This is a genomic window from Cellulomonas persica (genome assembly GCF_007989825.1).
GTDB classification, from domain to species: Bacteria; Actinomycetota; Actinomycetes; order Actinomycetales; family Cellulomonadaceae; genus Cellulomonas; species Cellulomonas persica.
This window is the reverse complement of sequence record NZ_BJUA01000003.1, coordinates 47,346-66,308: the sequence shown is the minus strand read 5'-3', so window position 1 is coordinate 66,308 and position 18,963 is coordinate 47,346. Positions and strand designations below refer to the sequence as shown.

At 74.4% G+C, this 18,963-nt stretch carries 16 protein-coding genes and 1 pseudogene; 5 read left to right on the top strand and 12 right to left on the bottom strand.

Annotated features, from left to right (window positions below):
- Positions 1 to 18 precede the first annotated feature (18 nt).
- The 3 genes from CPE01_RS03800 to CPE01_RS03790 all read right to left on the bottom strand — a co-directional run bounded on the left by CPE01_RS03800 (position 19) and on the right by CPE01_RS03790 (position 4,132).
- Positions 19 to 2,679, bottom strand: coding sequence for an ABC transporter permease (locus CPE01_RS03800; RefSeq protein ID WP_186811398.1), 2,661 nt, complete (start codon positions 2,677 to 2,679; stop codon positions 19 to 21).
- Positions 2,680 to 2,771: 92 nt separating this feature from the next.
- A complete protein-coding gene (locus tag CPE01_RS03795) occupies positions 2,772 to 3,512 on the bottom strand; it encodes an ABC transporter ATP-binding protein (RefSeq protein ID WP_146805320.1) in 741 nt (246 codons plus the stop codon).
- The gene (locus CPE01_RS03790) at positions 3,509 to 4,132 is read right to left on the bottom strand and encodes a PadR family transcriptional regulator (RefSeq protein WP_146805319.1); all 624 of its coding nucleotides are present in this window, start codon (positions 4,130 to 4,132) and stop codon (positions 3,509 to 3,511) included. The genes CPE01_RS03795 and CPE01_RS03790 overlap by 4 nt, the downstream gene beginning before the upstream one ends.
- Positions 4,133 to 4,269: 137 nt before the next feature.
- Here CPE01_RS03790 and CPE01_RS03785 point away from each other — a divergent pair, with 137 nt between their 5' ends.
- Entirely contained in the window at positions 4,270 to 4,674 is a 405-nt protein-coding gene (locus CPE01_RS03785) for a Fur family transcriptional regulator (RefSeq protein WP_281285096.1), read from the top strand.
- Between the two features lie 24 nt (positions 4,675 to 4,698).
- Here CPE01_RS03785 and CPE01_RS03780 read toward each other — a convergent pair whose 3' ends face one another.
- The 4 genes from CPE01_RS03780 to CPE01_RS03765 form a co-directional block, all read right to left on the bottom strand.
- The gene (locus tag CPE01_RS03780) at positions 4,699 to 5,604 is read right to left on the bottom strand and encodes a metal ABC transporter permease (protein WP_146805483.1); all 906 of its coding nucleotides are present in this window, start codon (positions 5,602 to 5,604) and stop codon (positions 4,699 to 4,701) included.
- 26 nt (positions 5,605 to 5,630) lie between these two features.
- Positions 5,631 to 6,431: a metal ABC transporter ATP-binding protein gene (locus tag CPE01_RS03775; protein ID WP_146805318.1), complete on the bottom strand. Its 801-nt coding sequence runs from the start codon at positions 6,429 to 6,431 to the stop codon at positions 5,631 to 5,633.
- A complete protein-coding gene (locus tag CPE01_RS03770) occupies positions 6,428 to 7,420 on the bottom strand; it encodes a metal ABC transporter solute-binding protein, Zn/Mn family (protein WP_146805317.1) in 993 nt (330 codons plus the stop codon). Before CPE01_RS03770 ends, CPE01_RS03775 begins: the two co-directional genes overlap by 4 nt.
- Before the next feature lie 189 nt (positions 7,421 to 7,609).
- Complete coding sequence (locus tag CPE01_RS03765; protein WP_146805316.1) at positions 7,610 to 10,648, bottom strand: UPF0182 family membrane protein; 3,039 nt, start codon at positions 10,646 to 10,648, stop codon at positions 7,610 to 7,612.
- 225 nt (positions 10,649 to 10,873) lie between these two features.
- On the opposite strand from CPE01_RS03765, the gene CPE01_RS03760 reads away from it, so the two are divergent.
- Positions 10,874 to 11,479: a PPA1309 family protein gene (locus CPE01_RS03760; protein ID WP_371861976.1), complete on the top strand. Its 606-nt coding sequence runs from the start codon at positions 10,874 to 10,876 to the stop codon at positions 11,477 to 11,479.
- Between the two features lie 101 nt (positions 11,480 to 11,580).
- Here the strand turns inward: CPE01_RS03760 and CPE01_RS03755 are convergent, their stop codons facing one another.
- Both CPE01_RS03755 and CPE01_RS16335 read right to left on the bottom strand, forming a co-directional pair.
- Positions 11,581 to 12,831: a YlbL family protein gene (locus CPE01_RS03755; protein ID WP_246783720.1), complete on the bottom strand. Its 1,251-nt coding sequence runs from the start codon at positions 12,829 to 12,831 to the stop codon at positions 11,581 to 11,583.
- A 156-nt stretch (positions 12,832 to 12,987) separates the two neighbouring features.
- Complete coding sequence (locus tag CPE01_RS16335) at positions 12,988 to 13,953, bottom strand: Rossmann-fold NAD(P)-binding domain-containing protein (protein ID WP_246783719.1); 966 nt, start codon at positions 13,951 to 13,953, stop codon at positions 12,988 to 12,990.
- 272 nt (positions 13,954 to 14,225) lie between these two features.
- Here CPE01_RS16335 and CPE01_RS03745 point away from each other — a divergent pair, with 272 nt between their 5' ends.
- A complete protein-coding gene (locus tag CPE01_RS03745) occupies positions 14,226 to 15,674 on the top strand; it encodes a zinc-dependent metalloprotease (protein WP_146805480.1) in 1,449 nt (482 codons plus the stop codon).
- Between the two features lie 128 nt (positions 15,675 to 15,802).
- On the opposite strand, the pseudogene CPE01_RS16680 reads toward CPE01_RS03745, so the two are convergent.
- Positions 15,803 to 16,486: pseudogene (locus tag CPE01_RS16680) on the bottom strand (YgjP-like metallopeptidase domain-containing protein); the annotation flags it as partial.
- 175 nt (positions 16,487 to 16,661) lie between these two features.
- On the opposite strand from CPE01_RS16680, the gene CPE01_RS03735 reads away from it, so the two are divergent.
- Both CPE01_RS03735 and CPE01_RS03730 read left to right on the top strand, forming a co-directional pair.
- Positions 16,662 to 16,820 (top strand): DUF5679 domain-containing protein, encoded by a 159-nt coding sequence (locus tag CPE01_RS03735; RefSeq protein WP_013883019.1) that lies wholly within the window; start codon positions 16,662 to 16,664, stop codon positions 16,818 to 16,820.
- Between the two features lie 199 nt (positions 16,821 to 17,019).
- Complete coding sequence (locus CPE01_RS03730; protein ID WP_186811395.1) at positions 17,020 to 18,144, top strand: ThiF family adenylyltransferase; 1,125 nt, start codon at positions 17,020 to 17,022, stop codon at positions 18,142 to 18,144.
- Here the strand turns inward: CPE01_RS03730 and CPE01_RS03725 are convergent.
- Both CPE01_RS03725 and CPE01_RS03720 read right to left on the bottom strand, forming a co-directional pair.
- On the bottom strand, positions 18,077 to 18,409 hold the full coding sequence (locus CPE01_RS03725) for a WhiB family transcriptional regulator (RefSeq protein WP_146805313.1): 333 nt from the start codon (positions 18,407 to 18,409) through the stop codon (positions 18,077 to 18,079). The genes CPE01_RS03730 and CPE01_RS03725 overlap by 68 nt on opposite strands.
- Before the next feature lie 132 nt (positions 18,410 to 18,541).
- Complete coding sequence (locus tag CPE01_RS03720) at positions 18,542 to 18,772, bottom strand: hypothetical protein (protein ID WP_146805312.1); 231 nt, start codon at positions 18,770 to 18,772, stop codon at positions 18,542 to 18,544.
- Between the last annotated feature and the right edge of the window lie 191 nt (positions 18,773 to 18,963).

The window sequence follows — 18,963 nt, the reverse complement described above, 5'->3', positions numbered from 1 at the left end:
ACCTGCAGCGACGCGCGTTCAGGTGGCGCGGCGCACCAGCGGCAGGCGAGCGCGCACGAGCAACCACGCGCCGCCGATCGCGACGGCCGGCAGCGCCAGCGCGAGCAGCCCGACCACGTCCCACGGCACGTGCAGGCGCATGAGGACGTCGGCGACCTCCGCCGCACGCGCGCGGCGCGCGAGCACCAGGACCTGCGCGACGAGCAGCCCCGTCGCGACCCCCAGCCACGTCCCGATGACGACGACGACCGCGGCCTGGCTCGCCGCGACCCGGCGGCGCGTGCGCGGCGCGGCACCGACCGCACCGAGCGTCGCGAGGTCGGGCGCGGACTCGACAGCGCCGAGCGCGAGCGGGATGCCCGTGGCCCCGAGCGCGAGCACCGTCGCGACGAGTGCGATGAGCCCGACGAAGCTCGAGCTCGGCTCCCGCCAGCCGCGCTCGACCGCGAGGAACGCCGACCCGGGCAGCGCGGCGCGCGCGGCGCCCTCCTGCGCCTGCGTCGGGACCTCGTGCGTGGTCGCGACCACACCCACGGGCTCGGGTGCGACCCCGAGGTCCGCCGCGAGCGAGGGCGGCACGACGAGCGACCAGGCCGTCAGCTCGGGCATGACGAACGCCGGCGCGGTCGCCGACATGGTCTCCAGCAGCTCCCCCGTGTCGGGGTCGAACGACTCGCCCTCGACGCGCGCGGTGCCGTCCGGCCACACCTGCCGGTCACTGAGCACCACGACGTGGCCGTGCGCGAGCGCGTCCGCGGCACGCTGTGCCGCCGGCAGCCCCAGCAGGCGCAGCACCGTCCCGTCGTCGACGAGGGTCGAGCCTGCCCAGCCGCCTGGCGAGCCGAAGAACCCTTCGTTGACCGTCCCGCCGGCCGAGAGCCAGCACAGGCGGTCGTCCGCGGGGACGGGCTCGCTCAAGGAACCGTCGGGGGCGTACGGGCAGTCCTGCCCAGGTGCGACCGTCGCGACGAGCGTCGGGGTCCGGCCGTGCTGGTCGAGCGGTGCGAGCACGGGCACGACGTCGGCCACCGGCAGGTGCTCGCGCGCGACGCCCGCCAGGGTCGCGGCGCGCGCGACCAGCGCGTCGTGCGAGACGTCTACGGACTCCTCGCCGACGGGCCCCGGGTCGAAGAAGCTCTGCCCGACGAGCACCGTGCCGTCCTGCGCAGCGGGCTGGTAGGCGTCCCTCCGCGCGCCGTCGACCGACAGCACGAAGGTGCCGGCGGCCACCGCACCCGCGACCGCAGCGATCACGGCCGCGACCGCCGGCGCGGTCCGCGAGCGCTGCCGCACCGCGTCCCGCAGCGCGATGCGCCCCGCGACGCCGGCCCACGGGGCGAGCCGTCCGACGAGCCTCACCACGGTGCCCGAGCACGCCACGACGCCGACCTGCAGCAGCAGGACCCCGACGACGGCGAGCGTGGGTGACGTGCGCAGCGCACCGAGCATCGCGAGTGCCGTGCCACCGGCCGCGAGCACGAGCCCGACGACCGGGACGGCGCGGTGCGGGCGCGGGTCGGACCGGCGGCCGGCGAGCGCGGCCGCCGGGTCGAGCCGGGAGACCCGTCGCGCGGGCAGCCACGCGGCGGCCACCGCGACGAGGACGCCCAGCGCCCCGATGAGGGCGACGTAGCCCCACGGGACGCGCAGGTCCGGGTAGGTCCACTCGCCGCGGGACCGCGAGGCGGCTCGCACGCCAGCGGCGACCGCGATACCGACGGCCACCCCGACGAGCGAGGCCACCGTGGCCACCACGACCCCACCCATGACGACGACGCGCCGGATCGTGGCGCGGTCCCCGCCGCTCGCGGCGATCAGCGCGAGCTGACGCTGCTGACGGCGCGCCCCGACCGCGAACGCCGGGCCGATGAGCAGGACGACCTCGAGCAGCCCGATGGCGACACCGGCCGCCGCCAGCACGACCATCGACGACTCGTGCTCGCTCGGCGTCTCCCCGGCCAGCGAGGGCGGCCGGTGCTCGAGCCCGTAGCGCGTCGTCGCGAGGAAGCCGGCCTCGTTGAGCGTGGCCACGTCGTCCCAGGTCACGGGCTGTTCGCCGAGCACGTAGTACCGGCTGGAGCCGGAGGCGGACCTGGCCCCGGCGACGTCGTCGGCCGAGAGCCACACCCCGCGCCCCGACGGATCGTCGAGCACCCCGACGACCTCGAGCCCGTCGAGGCTCGCGTCCGAGCCGTCGGGGTGGAACGACACCCGGTCGCCCACCTCGACCGCGAGCTCGCGCGCCCACGGCACGCTCAGCGCGACCTCGTCGTCGTCCGCGGGCAGCCGCCCGGAGACGGCCGTCCCTCCCGCGATCGACTCGATCGCGTCCGCGGGCACGACGGCGACCTCGGTCGCGCCGAGGTCCAGCCCGGCCCGCTCACCGTCCTGCGCGCGCACCGACCCGGCGGTCGTGACGACCTCGACGACGCGCTCGGCGTGCGGGACGAGGCGCGCGACCGCGGCGGCGCGCTCGTCGACCGGCACGTCGCGGTCCCCGTCGCCCCAGATCGTCACGCCCGACGACTGGTCCTGCCCCTCGATGCGCACGCCGGCGAACTCGACGACCGCCTGCGCGGACGTCCCGACCGCGGTGCGGACCTCGTGCTCCCCGGTCGGGAGCGCCGAGGTGCCCATCGTCATCAACGCGACGCCCGCGACGACGGGCAGCCCGACCATCGTCGCCACCAACGCCGTCCGGCCCCTGCTCCGGACGGCGTCCCGGCGCGCGATACGAGCGGCGACCCGCAGGCCGCCCCACCAGCGACGCATCAGCGCACGCCGCCGGTCAGGAGCACCTCGGGACCGCCGCGCTCCCCGGTCCCGTCGACGACCACGCCGTCGCGCACGAACACCGTGCGGTCGGCCCAGGCCGCGAACCGCGGCTCGTGCGTCACCAGGAGGCCTGCCGCGCCCGCGTCGACCCGCGCGCGCAGCACGCGCATGACGTCCTCGCCCGTGACGGAGTCGAGGGCGCCGGTGGGCTCGTCGGCGAGGACGAGGCGGCGCGGGCCGACGAGCGCGCGGGCGATCGCGACCCGCTGCTGCTGACCGCCGGACATCTCGTCGGGGAACCGGTCCGCGAGCTCGGCGATGCCGACCTCGGACAGCGCCGCGTGCGCCTCGCGTCTGGCCTGCCGGGTGCGCACGCCGTCGAGCTCGCGCGGCAGCGCGACGTTCTCCGCGGCGGTCAGCGCGGGGATGAGGTTGAAGTCCTGGAAGACGTACCCGACGCTGCGGCGGCGCAGGCGTGCGCGACCGGTGGGGTCGAGCGCGGACAGCTCGCTGCCCGCGAGCGTCACCGTGCCCGACGTCGGGGTGTCGAGCCCGCCGGCGACGTTGAGCAGCGTCGACTTGCCCGAGCCGGAGGCGCCCATGACGGCGACGAGCTCGCCGAGCCGCACGTCGAGGTCGACACCCGCGAGCGCGCGCACCTGCGAGGCGCCGCTGCCGTGCACGCGGGTCACGCCACGCAGGGCGAGGACGACGGGGCCGGTCGCGCGCGGGCTCATCGCGCACCGCCGTCGGCGACGTGCTCGCGCGCGGCCTGCTCCGCGGGCGGCAGCTCACCGGACGCCGCTCGGGGCGCGAGCACGATGCCCTTGTCGGTGGCGCGCGCGACCCGGGCCTCGACGTGGTCGAGCCAGCGCACCTCGGCCTCGGCGGCGAAGATCAGGTGGTCGAGCACGAGCGACCACGCGAGGTCCTCGCGCGTCCAGCCGCTGGCCGGCAGGTCGGCCTTGAGCCGCGTGAGGTCGCGCAGCGCGCGCATGGTCTCGGTGCGCTGCGTCTGCACGATCACGCAGACGTCGACGCCGGGCGCGCTGACCGCGAGCGCGAGCTTGATGCTCAGCTCGTCGCGCGCGGGGGCCGAACGCACGACCGCGGTGGTCCACCAGCGCTCGAGCTCCGCCCGTCCGGTATGGGTGAGGTGGTAGCGCACGACGTCGTCGGCGTCCACGTCCAGCGGCGCGACGAGCTCGTCGCGCACCAGACGGTCGAGCGTCGTGGAGACCTGGCCCATGTTGAGCGGCCAGGTCCCGCCGGTGCGCTGCTCGAACTCGTGGCGGAGCTGGTAGGCGTGCATGGGTGCGTCGGCGAGAAGTGCGAGCAGTCCCTGGCGGACGGACATCGAGCCCCCTGACGTGATCTAGTTACGCAGTAACCACAGGTTACCCAGTAACCGGCTCGGAAGGCAACGACACGCTCGCCTGCTGCTTGTTGCACATGAGAACCACGTAGAATCGGGCGACTCCCCCGGAGGTGGACGTGATCGGTCAGCGCACGACGCGCCAGCGGCGCGCGATCGGGCAGCTCATGGACGAGCTGGTCGAGTTCCGCAGCGCGCAGCAGATCCACATGCTGCTGGTCCAGCGCGGCGACGACATCGGCCTCGCGACCGTCTACCGCACGCTCGGAGCGATGGCCGCGAGCGGCGAGTTCGACGTCCTGCGCACCGCGAACGGCGAGACGCTCTACCGGCGCTGCGAGCGGCAGGGGCACCACCACCACCTGGTGTGCCGCAGCTGCGGTCGCACGGTCGAGGTCCAGGCCGCCGCGTTCGAGACGCTCGTCGCGTCGCTGTCCGCCGAGACCGGCTTCGTCGACGTGTCCCACACGCTCGAGCTCATGGGCACCTGCGCGACGTGCGCGGACGAGCCCGCCACGGTCTGAGCGACCCACCACCCGCCCGCGGGATCAGGCCGCGGCGACCTCGGCCTCGCTGGCCGCGGCGGCACGACGAGCCCAGCCCCGCCGCGTCCGCGCGTCGCCGACGATCCGGCACACCACGTAGATCACGAACGACACCGTCGTGACGTACGGGCTGATCGGCACCGAGCCACCCAGCGCGAGCAGGATCCCGCCCACCGCGCTCGTCACCGCGAACGCGACCGAGAGCAGCGGCACCGCCACGGGCGAGGCGCTCACGCGCGTGGCGGCCGCCGCGGGCGTGATGAGCAGCGAGAGCACGAGCAGCGCGCCGACGACCTGCACCGCGAGGGCCACCGCGAGCCCCAGCAGCAGCATGAACCCCAGGCCGAGCGCCCGGGTCGGCACGCCGCGCGCCGCAGCGACGTCCGGGTCGACGCTCGCGAACGTCAGCGGTCGCCAGATCGCGACGAGCCCCGCGACGACGACCGCGGCGATCACCAGGAACAGCGACAGGCGCGTCGAGTCAACGGCCACGATCTGCCCCGTGAGCAGCCCGAACTTGTTCGCCGCGCGCCCCGGGTACAGCGCGAGGAAGAGCACCCCGAGACCCAGCCCGAACGGCATGAGCACGCCGATGATCGAGTTGCGGTCGCGTGCGCGCGTCCCGAGCAGGCCGATCACGAGCGCCGCGACCACCGAGCCGAGCACGGCACCCAGCATCACGTCGATCGACAGCAGCAGCGCCGCGGCGGCGCCCGCGAAGGACAGCTCGCTGATGCCGTGCACCGCGAACGCGAGGTCGCGCTGCATGACGAACACGCCGACGAGCCCGCCGACGAGCCCGAGCACGAGCCCGGCGAGCAGCGAGTTGTGCACGAGCGCCAGCAGCGCGCCGTAGTCGGAGAAGTCGAAGATGCGGGTCCACCAGTCGTCGGCGACCTCAGCAGGCAGCACGCCCGCAAGCAGAGCGGGCGCGCTCACTCCTGTGCCTCCTCGACGTGGTGGACGTGCTCGTCGTCGCCGCCCACGATCACGACACGACCCTGCGAGTGCAGGACGTCGACCGGCGTGCCGTACAACGCGGACAGCTGCGCGGACGTGAGGACGTCATCGGGCGCCCCGATCGCGTGGCCGCCCGGCGCCAGGTACAGCACGCGGTCGGTGTACGGCAGCACCGGGTTGATCTCGTGCGTCACGAACACGACGGCCGTGCCGCGCTCGCGCCGCATCGCGTGGATGAGCGCGGTGACCTCGTGCTGGTGCTTGAGGTCGAGCGAGAGCAGCGGCTCGTCGCACAGCAGCAGCGCGGGCTCGGTGCCGAGCGCCTGCGCGATCCGGACCCGCTGCTGCTCGCCGCCCGAGAGCATCCCGAGCGGCACGTCGGCGTACGCGGTCGCGCCCACCGCGGCGAGCAGCGCGTCGACCCGCTCGCGCGTGCGACGCCCGCCGATCCCCCAGCGGTCGCCGTCCAGCCCGAGCCGGACGAGGTCGCGCGCCCGCACGGGCGTCGACGGGTCGATCAGGCGCTGCTGCGGGATGTAGCCGACCGCGCGACTGCCGCGCCGCGGCGGTGCCCCCATGATGGTCAGGCGGCCGCCCGACAGCGGCGTCAGGCCGAGGATCGCGCGCAGCAGGCTCGTCTTGCCCGAGCCGTTCGGGCCCAGGACCGTGAGGAACTCGCCGGGGCGTACCGTGAGGTCCACGTCGGACCACACGACGCGCTTGCCGTACGCGAGCCGCGCGCGCTCGAGCTCGAGCGGCGCCGCGGCCGTGCTCACGCGAGCGCCTGCGCGAGCGCCTCGAGGTTGCCCGCCATCCACGACACGTAGTCCTCACCCTCCGGCAGCGTCTCGGTGACGTTCACGACCGGCAGACCCGCGTCGCGAGCGGCCTGCACCACCTGGTCGGTCTGCGGGCCCGTCGTCTGCTCGTTGTACACGAGGAGGGCCACGTCGTGCGAAGCGACCAGCGCGAGCGTCTCGTCCATCGCCGCCGGCGGCACGTCGATCTCCTGCTCGACGGACTCCGCGAACTCCGGCGGCGTGCGGTCCTCGAGGCCTGCGGTCTGCACGAGGTACACCGGCACGGGCTCGGTCACGACGACGCCCGTGCCGCCGTACGCCTGCGCGATCTGCGCCGCGGAGTGCGTGAGCCCGTCGACCTCCCCGGAGAAGTCGTCGGCGTTGCGCGAGAACGTCGCCGCGTGCTCGGGCGCGATCTCGGCGAGCGCGTCGGCGATGTCACGCGCCACCGCCTGCACCGTCGCCAGGTCGTACCAGACGTGCTCGTTCAGCTCGCCGTGCGCGTGCCCGTGCTCGTCGTCCGCGTGCTCGTCCTCCGCGTGCTCGTCGGCCGCATGCTCGTCGGCCGCGTGCTCGTCGGCCGCGTGCTCGTCAGTCGCGTCCTCGTCAGCCAGACCCGAGGCGTCGACGGCGTCGACGACCGGGGGCGGCGCGTCGAGCGCGTCGACGAGCTGCGACGCGAAGTCGTCGTAGCCGCCGCCGTTGACGACGACGAGGTCGGCACGTGAGATCGCGAGCTCGACCCGTGCGCTCGCCTCGAACGAGTGCGGGTCGACGGACGGGTCGTCGACGATCGAGCTCACGTCGGCGAGGTCGCCCGCGACCTGGCGCGCCACGTCGCCCCAGACGTTGGTGGACGCGACGATCGACAGGCGGGCGTCGTCGGCCGGTTCGGACGACGAGCAGCCGGCGACGAGGCCGAGCGCGGCACAGGCCGCAAGAACGACAGCGGTGCGCGCACGCATGCGGGGACCCCTTTCTGGTGCCGCACCGTGCGGCGTCGATAACGATAGCAGTTCCCAATAAGGCTGGGACGCACCTCAGGTCCTGCCGTGTCGCACCCCGCCCCGACGCCCGCGCGGAGGGCGTACGACGACGGCCCCGCACGCGAGGTGCGGGGCCGTCGTCGTCGAGCAGCTCGTGGAGCGTGCGGGTCAGGGCCCCGCGGTCGCGGTCGACGTGGGAGCCGGCTCGTCGGCCGACGCGCCCTCGAGGCGCGCCTCCGCCGCGAGCGCGTCGGCAATCGCCTGGTCGAGCCGGTCCTGCGCCTCGCCGTACGCGGCGAAGTCACCGGCGGTCAGGGCCGTCTGCGAGTCCTCCATCGCCTGACGTGCGCGGTCGAGCGCGTCGGCGAGGGCCGCACGCGCGGCCGCGTCCGTCTCGTCACCGGGTTCCTGCGTCGGCTCGTCGCCCGGCTCCTGCGTGGGCTCGTCGTCCGGCTCGGTACCCGGGTCGGTGCCGGGATCCGTTCCCGGGTCCGTGCCGGTGTCCACGCCGGAGTCCCCCTCGAACACCGCGTTGAGCGCCTCGTCGAGGGTCTCGGCGATCTCGACGTCGTCACCGAACGCGACGATCACGCGCTGCAGCAGCGGGAACGTCGTCCCCGTCTCGGCCTGCAGGTAGACCGGCTGCACGTAGAGCATCCCGTCGCCCACCGGCAGCGCGAGCAGGTTCGCGCGGACGATCTGCGCCCCGCCGCGGCCGAGCAGCGTGAACTCCTCCGCGACCTTCGAGTCGGTCGTCATGTTGTTGTTCACCTGGCCGGGGCCGGGCACAGACCCGTCCCGTGGTAGCTCGAGCAGCCGGATCTTCCCGTAGCCCTCCGCCTTGGTGCCGTCCTGCGACCCCGCATCCGCGTCGACCGCCACGTACCCGCGCATGACGTTGCGGGCCTGCTGGCCGAACGGGATGAACGTCGAGGTCAGCGAGAAGCTCGCGGTGTCCGCACCCGGCATCCGCAGCGTCATGTAGTACGGCGGCTGGGCGATCGAGCCCGCGGCGTTCGGGTCGTCCGGGACGGCCCAGAAGTCCGTGCCGGTGAAGAACTGCTTCGGGTCGGACACGTGGTAGCGCGTCAGCAGCTCACGCTGAACCTTGAACAGGTCCTCCGGGTAGCGCAGGTGCGACATGAGCTCGCCGTCGATCTTGCTCAGCGGCTCGAGCGACGTCGGGAAGATCTCGCTCCACGCCTTGAGGACCGGGTCCTGGTCGTCCCACGCGTACAGCGTGACGGAGCCGTCGTACGCGTCGACGGTCGCCTTGACCGAGTTGCGGATGTAGTTGGCGGTCTTCGACTGCAGCGCCTGCACCGCGGCCGACGACTGCGTGAGCGAGTCCGCCGTCGCGTCGTCGAGCGTGACCTGCGCGGCGTACGGGTACTGGTTGCTCGTCGTGTAGCCGTCGACGATCCACTTGACGCGCCCGTCGACGACGGCCGGGTACACACGCCCGTCGAGCGTCAGGTACGGCGCGACCTTCGAGACGCGGTCCCGCGGGCTGCGGTCGTACAGGATCTGCGAGTGCTCGTTGACGCGGTCGGAGAACAGGATCTGCTCCGAGCCGAACTTCACCGCGTACAGCAGCTTGTTGAACGCGTTGCCGACGTCCGGACCGGCCGAGACGTCCTGCGTCGGGAAGCGCGTGTTGATCGAGCCGCCGCCGTCGTTCGTCGGACGGTCGAGCTCCCACTCCGTGCCCTCGGGGCCACCGACGATCGAGTACGCCGGCGAGCCCGGGCTGAAGTACAGCCGCGGCTCGTACTCGCCCATCTGGCCCGTCGACGGGATCCCGCTCTCCCAGAACGACGGCGCGCCGCGGGCCGCGGTGCGGTTGCCGAACGCGGCGACCACCCCGTAGCCGTGCGTGTAGACCGTGACGTCGTTGGTCCAGTTGCGCTGCGACGCCTCGAGACCGCTGAGGTTGAGCTCGCGCGCGGCGATCACGGTGTCCTGGCTCTCGCCGTCGAGCGTGTAGCGGTCCACTGACAGCGTGTCCGGGAAGCTGTAGAACGTCGTGACCTGCTGGAGCTGCTTGAACGACGGGCTGACGACCTGCGGGTCGAGCAGACGGATCGACGCCGCGGTCTCCGCGTCGTCACGCAGCGCCTGCGGCTCCGCCGTGACCTTCGCGTCGTAGTCCTCGACGTCGACGTCGTCGATGCCGTAGGCCGTGCGCGTCGCGTCGATGTTGCGCTTGATGTACTCCGACTCGGCGTCCTGCTGGTTCGGCTGCACCTGGAAGCGCTGCACGACCGCCGGGTAGATGCCGCCCACCGCGATCGCCGCGACGACCATCAGGCCCGCACCGATGAGCGGCAGGCGCCAGTTCCCGCGGATCGCCGTCACGACGAACGTGACCGCGACGAACACCGCGATGCCCGCCAGGATCGCCTTCGATGGGATGACCGCGTGCACGTCCGTGTAGGACGCGCCGTCGAACTTCTCGGCCGTCTTGGTCAGGATCGAGTAGCGGTCGAGCCAGTAGTTCCCGGCGATGAGCAGCATGAGCACCGCACCGATCACCGACAGCTGGATGCGCGCGGCGCGCGTCGTGCGCGGCGTGTCCTTGCTGCCGCCGATCCGCAGGCCGCCGTACAGGTACTGGGTCGCGAGCGCGGCCACGCCGGACAGCACGACGACCGCCATGAGGAACGACACGACGAACCGGATCGCGGGCAGCGTGAACAGGTAGAACCCGAGGTCGATCCCGTACTGCGGGTCCGCCTGGCCGACGTGCTGCGCGTGCAGCCACAGCTGGACGGTGTCCCACCGCTGCGACATCGCGGCACCTGCGAACAGACCGAGCAGCGCCGGGCCGACGATCATGACGAGCCGGCGCAGCGGCTCGATCGCCTCGCGGTACTGGTCGAGGCTCGCCTGCTCGGGCGTCGACGGCGCGTACACCGGCCGGGACGAGTACGCGTACCGCATGCTCAGGCCCACCGGCACGGCCATGAGCGTGAACCCGAGCAGGAACAGCACGATGCGCGTGCCCCACTCGGTGCGGAGCACCTCGATGAAGCCGAGCTGGTCGAACCACAGCCACTCGGTCCAGACCTGGGCGAGGATCACCACCAGCAGGACGATCACGCCGAGCACGACGAGCGTCGGCACGAGCGCGCTGCGGCGCTTGTTGGCCGGCCGGTCACCGGGTCTGGCGGCGGACGGGTTACGGGGCGTGCTGGCGAAGCTCACGTCGGTGCGGTCCTCGTCGTCTCGTGGGTCGTGCTCGTGTGCCGTGCTCGTGCGTCTGTGCGTGCGTCTGTGCGTGGGTCGTGCTCCCGCCCTCGCACGCTCAGGTCGCGACGCGCGTCGTGCGTGCGCGAGGGCTCGTCCCCCCAACGCGCAGGACGCTGCCCAGGTTCCCACACACGGCGGGCACACCACGGGCCTGCGCCGGGCGGATGCGACGATGGGGCCGTGCCATCGACGCCCGCCGCCCCCGAGCCCTCGCCCGCAGCCCAGTCCGACGCGCCGTCCTCGACGACGCAGTCACCCGCGACGCGTGCGCTCGCCGACGCGGTGCGCGAGATCGAGCACCACGTCGCCACAGCCGGGTGGGACGCACCCGTGCGCGTGTTCGCGCTCGTGCGCACCCAGGCGGCGCTGGCGGCGGAGCCGTCGCTGGCCGCCCAGCTCGAGCCCGCGACGCTCGCCGCCGCGCAGGCCGAGCCGTGGCACCTGACGTCGATCGAGCAGGAAGGGCTGCCGGAGGCGCCCGACCTCGAGACGCTGCTCGCGGGCCTGTCCTGGCCCGAGTCCGTCGACGGCGTCGCGGTGACCGCCGAGCGCGTGATCCTGCCCCCGGCCGCCGAGGCGCAGATGCCGTCCGACCCGGACGAGGCCCTGCCCTGGTTGCTGGCCCACCCGGACCGGCAGGACGTGCGGCTCGCCGTCGGCGTGCTGCGTGAGGGCGCCACGTGGTGCGCCGTGCGCACGCGCGCGAACGACACCGACGACCAGGTGGGTCAGGGTCCGGACGTCGTGCCCGGTCTGGTCTCCGCGCTGCGCGCGACCCTCACCTGAGGCTGCGCACGATCCTCACCCGAGGCAGCGCACGGTCCTCCGCGAGGCCGCGCGCTCCCCCGCGCCGGCCTGCCGCCCGCCCTGGTCGTCGTCCGACGAGGTCAGGCGGCGGTCTCGCACGTCGGCAGGTCGTCGGCCTTGCCCTCGCCGATCGCGACGACGTCCTCGTAGGCCTCGTGCAGCGTCTCGACCCGCACCACGCGCAGCCCGTCGGGCACGTGGTCCACGACCTCGCCGCAGTTGGCCGCCGGCGCGAGGAACCACGTCGCGCCGTCCCGCGCCGCGCCCGCGAGCTTCTGCCGGATGCCGCCGATCGGCCCCACGGCCCCCGTGACGTCGATCGTCCCGGTGCCCGCGATGACCTGGCCCGCGGCCTCGTCCTGCGGCGTCATGAGGTCGATGATCCCGAGCGCGAACATCGTCCCGGCGCTCGGGCCGCCGATCCGGCCCGCCTCGATCGTGATGTCCACCGGCATGTCGAAGTCGGGGTCGATGTAGACGCCCATCTGCGCGCGCCCGTCGTCACCCTTCGTCGTCGGCACGACGACGTCCACGTCCTCGCCGTGGCGGCGCACCGTGACCGTGACGTCGTCGCCCGGCGTGACGCCGTCCATCGTCGTGATGAGGCTGAGGTAGTCCGGCAGCGCGGTGCCGTCGATCGCGGTCAGGACGTCGCCGTCCTCGAACTTCCCGTCGGCACCCGAGCCCTCGACCGTGCCCGCGATCACGAGCGTCGCGGGCACCTCGTACCCGAGCTCGGTGAGCGCCGCGACCGACGCGTTCTCCTGCGACGAGACCATCTGCGCGGAGTTCTCCTGGTCGATCTCGTCCTGCGTGCGGTCCGCGTCCGGGAACAGGATCTCGCGCGGCTGCACCACGGACCACGGCGAGAACCAGCCGCGCAGCACGCGCAACGTCGACGACGGGTAGCCCGGGCCGCCGGTCGCCGAGACCGTCGTCAGCCGCAGCTCGCCCGTCGAGTCGTACGTCGAGGCGCCCTCGATCGTGATGAGCGGCTTGTCGTCGACCTCACCGAGGACGTCCTCGGTCGGTCCGGGGCCGCTGACCGTGTACGGCGCGGGGAGCACCGCGACCGCGGCGAGCAGCACCGCCGAGGCGAGCATCGAGATCGACAGCGTCATCGCGCGGGCGCTCGGCCGCTCGACCGGGACGGGAGCGGCGGCCCCGAGTCCGGGCTCCACGGGCGCGGCGGCCCAGCCCGCCTCACCGAGCACCGGCGGGGTGGTCGCGCCCGGCACCGCGGCGGGCTCGTCGCCGGACGACCCGCCCTGCGGGCGTGCGGGGGGCTCCTGCGCGGGCGGGGTGTTGCGGTCGAGGTCGTCGTCGGGCACGTCGGCATCATGCCGCACGACGATGTGCACGACATCCGCCGGCCCACCACGACCACCGGCGCAGCACGCAACCGCCTGGCGACCCGGCGGCGCGCTCGGCCGGGCGACGCGTGGTGCGCCTGGAACCGACCGGGTGCGGCCCTGCACGGCACCCGCTCAGCCGCGCCGACGCGCCTGCCGCCAGATCGCCGCCGTGCCGAGGAGCGCGACCGCCGCACCCGCCGCGCCGAGCGCGGCCGCGTCGCGGCGCTCGACGCGCCGGCCACCGAGCGCGAGCCGCCCGCGCACGCCCTCGAGCAGCACGTCCAGCGCAGCCGCGCTGGAGTACGACGGGACGAAGCCCGCGGTCGTGAGCCCGTCGGCGGCGACGGTCCACGGGTAGACCACGTAGGCGAGCTCGGCCGCGGGCGCGGGCAGCACGCCCACGCGGTGCAGGCGCTCGGCGGTGCCGAACGCGGTCGCGGCCGCGAGCTCGACGGTCCGCATGCCCGCCGCGGCGGCCACCTGAGTCGGCGTGAGGACGTCCGCGGGGCCCACGGTGAGCGGACCGGTCAGCCCGTGCTCGACGGCGAACACGCTCGCGGCCCCCACGTCGTCGACGTGCACGAGCTGCCAGGGACGCTCGGACCCGCGCACGACGAGCAGGCGCGGCGCCTCGAAGTGCCGCGTGACGAACGAGTCCGTACCGCGCCCGACCAGCGCCGCCGGTCGCAGCACCGTGACCTTCGGCGAGCGGCGGCGGGCGGCCCGGGCGACGACCGCCTCGACCGCGAGGAGGTGCCCGACGAGGCCGTCCGGCACCGCGCGCGCACCGGACAGCAGCGGTTCGTCGTCATGCACGACCGGCCGGTCGGGGTGCGCGCCGTGCACGACCGCAGACGTCACCACGACGACGTGCTCGGCCTTGACCTCACGCGCGGCGGCGAAGGTCCGCTGCGCGTGCGCGACCGCGGGCGCGTGACCCTCGGGCCCGCGACGGCCGGCGACGACCGCCAGGTCGCCCGGGTGCGCGACGAGCACCACCACGCGGGCGCCGACGAGCGCGGACGCCGGGTCGCTCGCGGGCACCTCGTCGAGCGCGCGGGCGCGCGGACCCCACGCCGCCAGGACCCCCGCCGCCACGGGCCCTGTCCCGACGACGACCACGTCGGGCGAGGTGGCGTCGGTCGGCTCCGCGACGGGCGCAGCGGCAGACGCGGCCGCACGCCGAGCGGCCGCGTCACGCGACCCGCGAGCGCTGCGCCCTGAGCGAACCTGGCGACCGGACATCGACGTTCACCTCCACCACGTGGTTACCGTCGTGGTTACGTGGGGCTCCCGCCCCGACGTCATCCTCGCAGGAGGCGCCCGTGAGCCCCGACCACATCGACCCCACCCAGCCGCCGTGGGAGCAGATGCTGCGCGCGCTGCTGGGAGACCAGGCCGACGAGGCGATCGCCCAGATGCGTGAGCGTGGCATCGACCCGGCCGCGCTCGACGCGGGGGGCGCATTGCCCCACGACCCCGCCGCCATGCAGCAGGTGCTCGCGCAGGTGCAGCGGCTGTTCGCGAGCGGCGACGACCAGCCCGTGAACTGGGAGATGGCGCACGACCTCGCGCGGCAGCAGGCCGCGGTCGGCGGCGACCCCGCTCTCTCGTCCGCGAAGCAGCGCGAGGTGCTCGACGCGCTCTCGGTCGCCGAGCTGTGGCTCGACGCGGCGACCGAGCTGCCGCCGTCCACCGCGCCCGCTCGCGCGTGGAGCCGCGCGGAGTGGGTCGAGGCGACGCTGCCCACGTGGCGCACGCTGACCGACCCGGTCGCCTCGTCGTTGTCCGCGGCGCTCGTCGACGCGCTCGGCGGACAGCTCGGTGACGACGACGACAGCGGGCTCGACGACCAGCTGCGCGGCCTCGGGCTGCCGGAGGGCATGGCACTGCCGGGCGGCCTGGCTCCCGGCCAGCTGCTGCGCCGGCTCGGCTCGGCCGTGTTCGGCCTGCAGGTCGGGCAGGCCGCGGGCACGCTCGCTCGGGACGTGTTCGGCACCACCGACATCGGCCTGCCCCTGCTCGACGTGCCCGCGCCTGCGCTCGTCGCCGCCAACGTCGACGCGTTCGCCGAGGGCCTCGACGCGCCGGTCGAGGAGGTCCGCCTGTTCCTCGCGCTGCGTGAGGCCGCCGCGACGCGCCTGTTCACGCACGTGCCGTGGCTGCGCGCGCACCTGCTCGCCCTGGTCGAGACGTATGCCCGGGGCATCTCGATCGACGTCGATCAGCTCGAGCAGGCGGTCGGCTCGATCGACCCGACCGACGCCGAGGCCCTGCAGGCCGCACTGTCGAGCGGCGTGTTCGCCCCGCAGACGACGCCCGAGCAGCAGGCCGCGCTCGGCCGCCTCGAGACGGCGCTCGCCCTCGTCGAGGGCTGGGTCGACGAGGTCAGCGCGACCGCGGCGCTCGCCCACCTGCCGCACTCGGTGGCGCTGCGCGAGATGATCCGCCGCCGGCGCGCGGCCGGCGGCCCCGCCGAGCAGGCGTTCGCCAACCTCGTCGGGCTCGAGCTGCGTCCGCGCCGCCTGCGCGACGCCGCGGCCCTGTGGGCGCAGATCGCGCGAGGTCCGGACGGTGCCGCGGCCCGCGACGCGGTGTGGGACCACCCCGACCTCATGCCGACCGCGGAGGACCTCGACGACCCCGCGGGCTACGCGACGCGACGGACCGCGGCGGCCGACGAGTCCGCCGACCTCGACCGCGCGCTCGCGGAGATCCTCGGCGAGGACACGCCGCAGGACGAGCCCGGGCAGGACGCGCCCGACCAGAACGGGCCTGACCAGGACGGGCCTGGCCAGGACGAGACCGAACGGCCCTGACGGCCGCGGGCTCAGGCCTTGCGTCCGTCGCCTGCCGGCTCCCTGTCGCAGGGCACGTCCTCCTGCACGGCGCAGTCCTGACCGGCTGAGTCCTCGTCCTCGTCCGGCGTCGTCGCGACGTCGTGGACGTCGCTGTCGTCGAGCTCGTCGTCGCTCTCGTCCGGCGCTCCACCGGCTGGAGGCTGCCCCGCTCCCCGCTCCTCGAGATAGGAGTAGCCCTCCAGGAAGCCGCGTGCACGCTGCGTGCGCGGGTACGCCTCGAGCTCGCGCCAGAACTCAGGGCCGTGCCCCGAGTGCAGCAGGTGGACGAGCTCGTGCAGCAGCACGTAGTCGAGCACCCAGCGCGGCATGCCGCGCACCCGGTCGGAGATGCGGATGGTGCCGTCCGACGGCGTGCACGAGCCCCAGCGCCGCCCCTGGTTGCCCGACCACCGCACGCTCGTCGGGACCGCGCGTCCCTGCAGGTACCGGGTCGACAGGTCCGCGGCCCGCGACATCAGCTCGTCGTCCGACGGGCGACGGCGCCTCTCCTGGGCCGCGAGGCGCACCAGCATCCGGCCCACCCACTCGGTCTCCTGGGCGCGCGTGAACCGCGCGGGGATCGCCACGACCGTGCGGCCGCCCTCGCGCCACGCCGTGACCGTGCGCACGCGCTTGCGCGAGCGGCGGACCTCGACCTCCTGGTCGACCTGGGACAGGTCGTACGTCGGATGCACAGCCCGCACGGTAGCGCGCGTCACCCACCTCGACAGCCCAGGCTGTGGACGTCCGGGGACCTCGCGCCCCGTCGTCGTCACCCGCACGGCTGACATCAGGGGGCCGTTCCGCACCCGGTCGGGGGTACCGCGGGACGCGGCGACACGCGCGCCTCACGGCTGCTCGGCGCATGCGCACTACTGTTGTTCGCGCTCGGGCAGGTCATCGCTCTGCCCGGCCACCGTCGGCCGCATGTGGCCCGGTGCACCGGACGACGGCGAGGAGGACCACATGGCTGAGACGTATGCGGGCGAGTTCTACTGCGTGAAGTGCAAGGAGAAGCGCGAGGCGGAGGGCGACGTCGTCGTCTCCGAGTCGGGCCGCAAGATGGCGAAGGCCATCTGTCCGGTCTGCGGCACCAAGCTCAACCGCATCCTCGGCAAGGCCTGAGCTCCGCGGTAGCTCGTTCGTCGAAGGGCGTCGTCCGGTCCGGACGGCGCCCTTCGCTGCACCCGGGCTCGGCTCGCCCGCGGGCGTCCCGCCCGGACGGCGCTTCCCGGACGCAGGGACGACGGGCTCGCGCTGTCGACGCCTCGCCCCTGTGGACGACGCGCGTCGCGTGGCACGCGCCGATGGCAGCCTGACCCGCGTGAGGCTGCGGAGCGGGTTGCGCGTGGTGCGCCGGGGGCTGGGCGAGGTGCAGATCGGCACCGACCGCCGCTGGGCGGTGCGCGTCGACGGCCTGACGCCGCCCGAGGCGCGTGTGCTGGAGGCCCTGGCGGACGGAACGCCCGTCGACCTGGCGGCCGGCGACGCCCGCCTCGACCGGTCACGCCTGACCGCGCTCGTCGGCCAGCTCGAAGCGGCCGGGGTGACCGAGCCCGTCGCCCGTCGCGCGACCACGGGACCGTCCGGTGCCGATGCTCGCGTGCTCACGCTGCTGCGGCCGGACGGCGACGGCGGCGGGACCGTCGCGGCCAGGGCCGAGCGGGCGGTCGGAGTCGTCGGGCTCGGGACCACAGGGCTCGGGATCGCGGCCGCGCTCGCGACCGCGGGGGTGGGTCGGGTCGTCCTGGAGGACGAGCGGCCCGTGCGCTCGGCCGACGTCGGTCCGAGCGGCTACCGCTGGCCGGACGTGGGGCGCCCGCGGGCGCGCGCCGCGGTCCGCGTCGTCACGGGCATCGCGCCGACCGTGGCGACGGAGCCTGCGCCGACGACCGTGCGGTCATCGGACGACCACGGCGCCGCGGCCCGCGTCGATCTCGTCGTCGTGGTGTCCGACGACGTGGTCGACCCGGCGCTCGCCGCACGGCTCGTCAACCGCGGGACGCCCCACCTGAGCGTCGTGCTGCGCGAGGCCGACACGGTCGTCGGACCGCTCGTCGCCCCAGGTCGCGGGCCGTGCCTGCGGTGCCTCGACCTGCACCGACGCGACGCCGACCCCGCGTGGCCCGCGCTGGCCGCCGCGCTCGCCACGACCGCGGCGAGCCACCCGCCGCCCGAGCCCGTGGCCGTGGCGAGCGCCGCCGCAGGCCTGGCGTCCGCGGCCGTGCTCGCGCACCTCGACGCGCCGGATGCACCCCACCGGTGGCACGGCGCGACGTTCGAGCTCGGTCTGCCGGACGCACTGCCCCGAGAACGACGATGGGCGGTGCACCCGGCGTGCGGGTGCACCGCCCAGGGGTCGGGCGATCCGGCGGTCATGGTCAGGCCGCGGGGTGCTTGCGTGGACGGCCTCGACCACGCTTGGTCGGGACGACCACTCCACCGATGAAGACCTGGCCGCCCCAGACGCCCCACGGCTCCTCGCGCTCGAGGGCGCCGGCGAGGCAGCCCGCCATGATCGGGCACTCGCGGCAGAGGGCCTTCGCCTGCTCCACGCGAGCCGTCTGCTCGGCGAACCAGAGCTCGGGGTCCTCGTTCCGGCACGGGATGAGTCCCTCGACCAGCTGGTCGAAGGCGCGGTCGTCGGTGGTAGCGGTGCTGCTGGTGGGCCAGGGGCCTGATCCGCTGGTGTCGAGCAGCGTCGTGAGCCGCACGATGTCCTCCTGGTGTCCTGCGGGTGATCGGTGAGCGGTGCAGCGTCCGCGTTCCGTCCTCCGCCGGGATCACCGGAGAAGAAAAAGGCCGCGGAGCCTGTGAGGGCTTCCGCGGCCTGAGACCTGGGAGGTCTAGACCATCGAAGCCCCGTCGGGGTCGAATGCCGTCGCGTCGAGAGCGGTGCCGCCGAACGGCGCGAAGCCGGACGGAGCGATCCCGTTGTGACGCTTGCGGGACGTGGACATGGCCACACGCCACGAAGCGGGCACAGCACGCCCCTGAAGCCCGACATAGGTGGGCGCGAGGAGACGCGTCGGGAGCTCATCGCTCGACCGAACCGCCATCGTGAACTGGATCTTCACCGCTGCCCACCTCCTCTCGGGTTCGACCCGCGCCTCTCGGCACAGGTCCGCTCATCAGGACGGGCTACAGCCTATGTGCGCGCTCGCAGGCGGGACAACTGAATAAACGGGCGAGTTCTCACGAGTTTCTCGCGAACGTCTCACACCCGGTCCGACGCCCTTCGCGCAGGCCTCGGACCGCCGGCGCCGGG

Bases quoted from the DNA above. Each gene is read 5' to 3' on its own strand.
- CPE01_RS03770 (WP_146805317.1), bottom strand. From the start codon at position 7,420: ATGCGTGCGCGCACCGCTGTCGTTCTTGCGGCCTGTGCCGCGCTCGGC.
- CPE01_RS03790 (WP_146805319.1), bottom strand. From the start codon at position 4,132: ATGTCCGTCCGCCAGGGACTGCTCGCACTTCTCGCCGACGCACCCATG.
- CPE01_RS03800 (WP_186811398.1), bottom strand. From the start codon at position 2,679: ATGGTCGGGCTGCCCGTCGTCGCGGGCGTCGCGTTGATGACGATGGGC.
- CPE01_RS03745 (WP_146805480.1), top strand. From the start codon at position 14,226: ATGCTGCGCGCGCTGCTGGGAGACCAGGCCGACGAGGCGATCGCCCAG.
- CPE01_RS03735 (WP_013883019.1), top strand. From the start codon at position 16,662: ATGGCTGAGACGTATGCGGGCGAGTTCTACTGCGTGAAGTGCAAGGAG.
- CPE01_RS03795 (WP_146805320.1), bottom strand. From the start codon at position 3,512: ATGAGCCCGCGCGCGACCGGCCCCGTCGTCCTCGCCCTGCGTGGCGTG.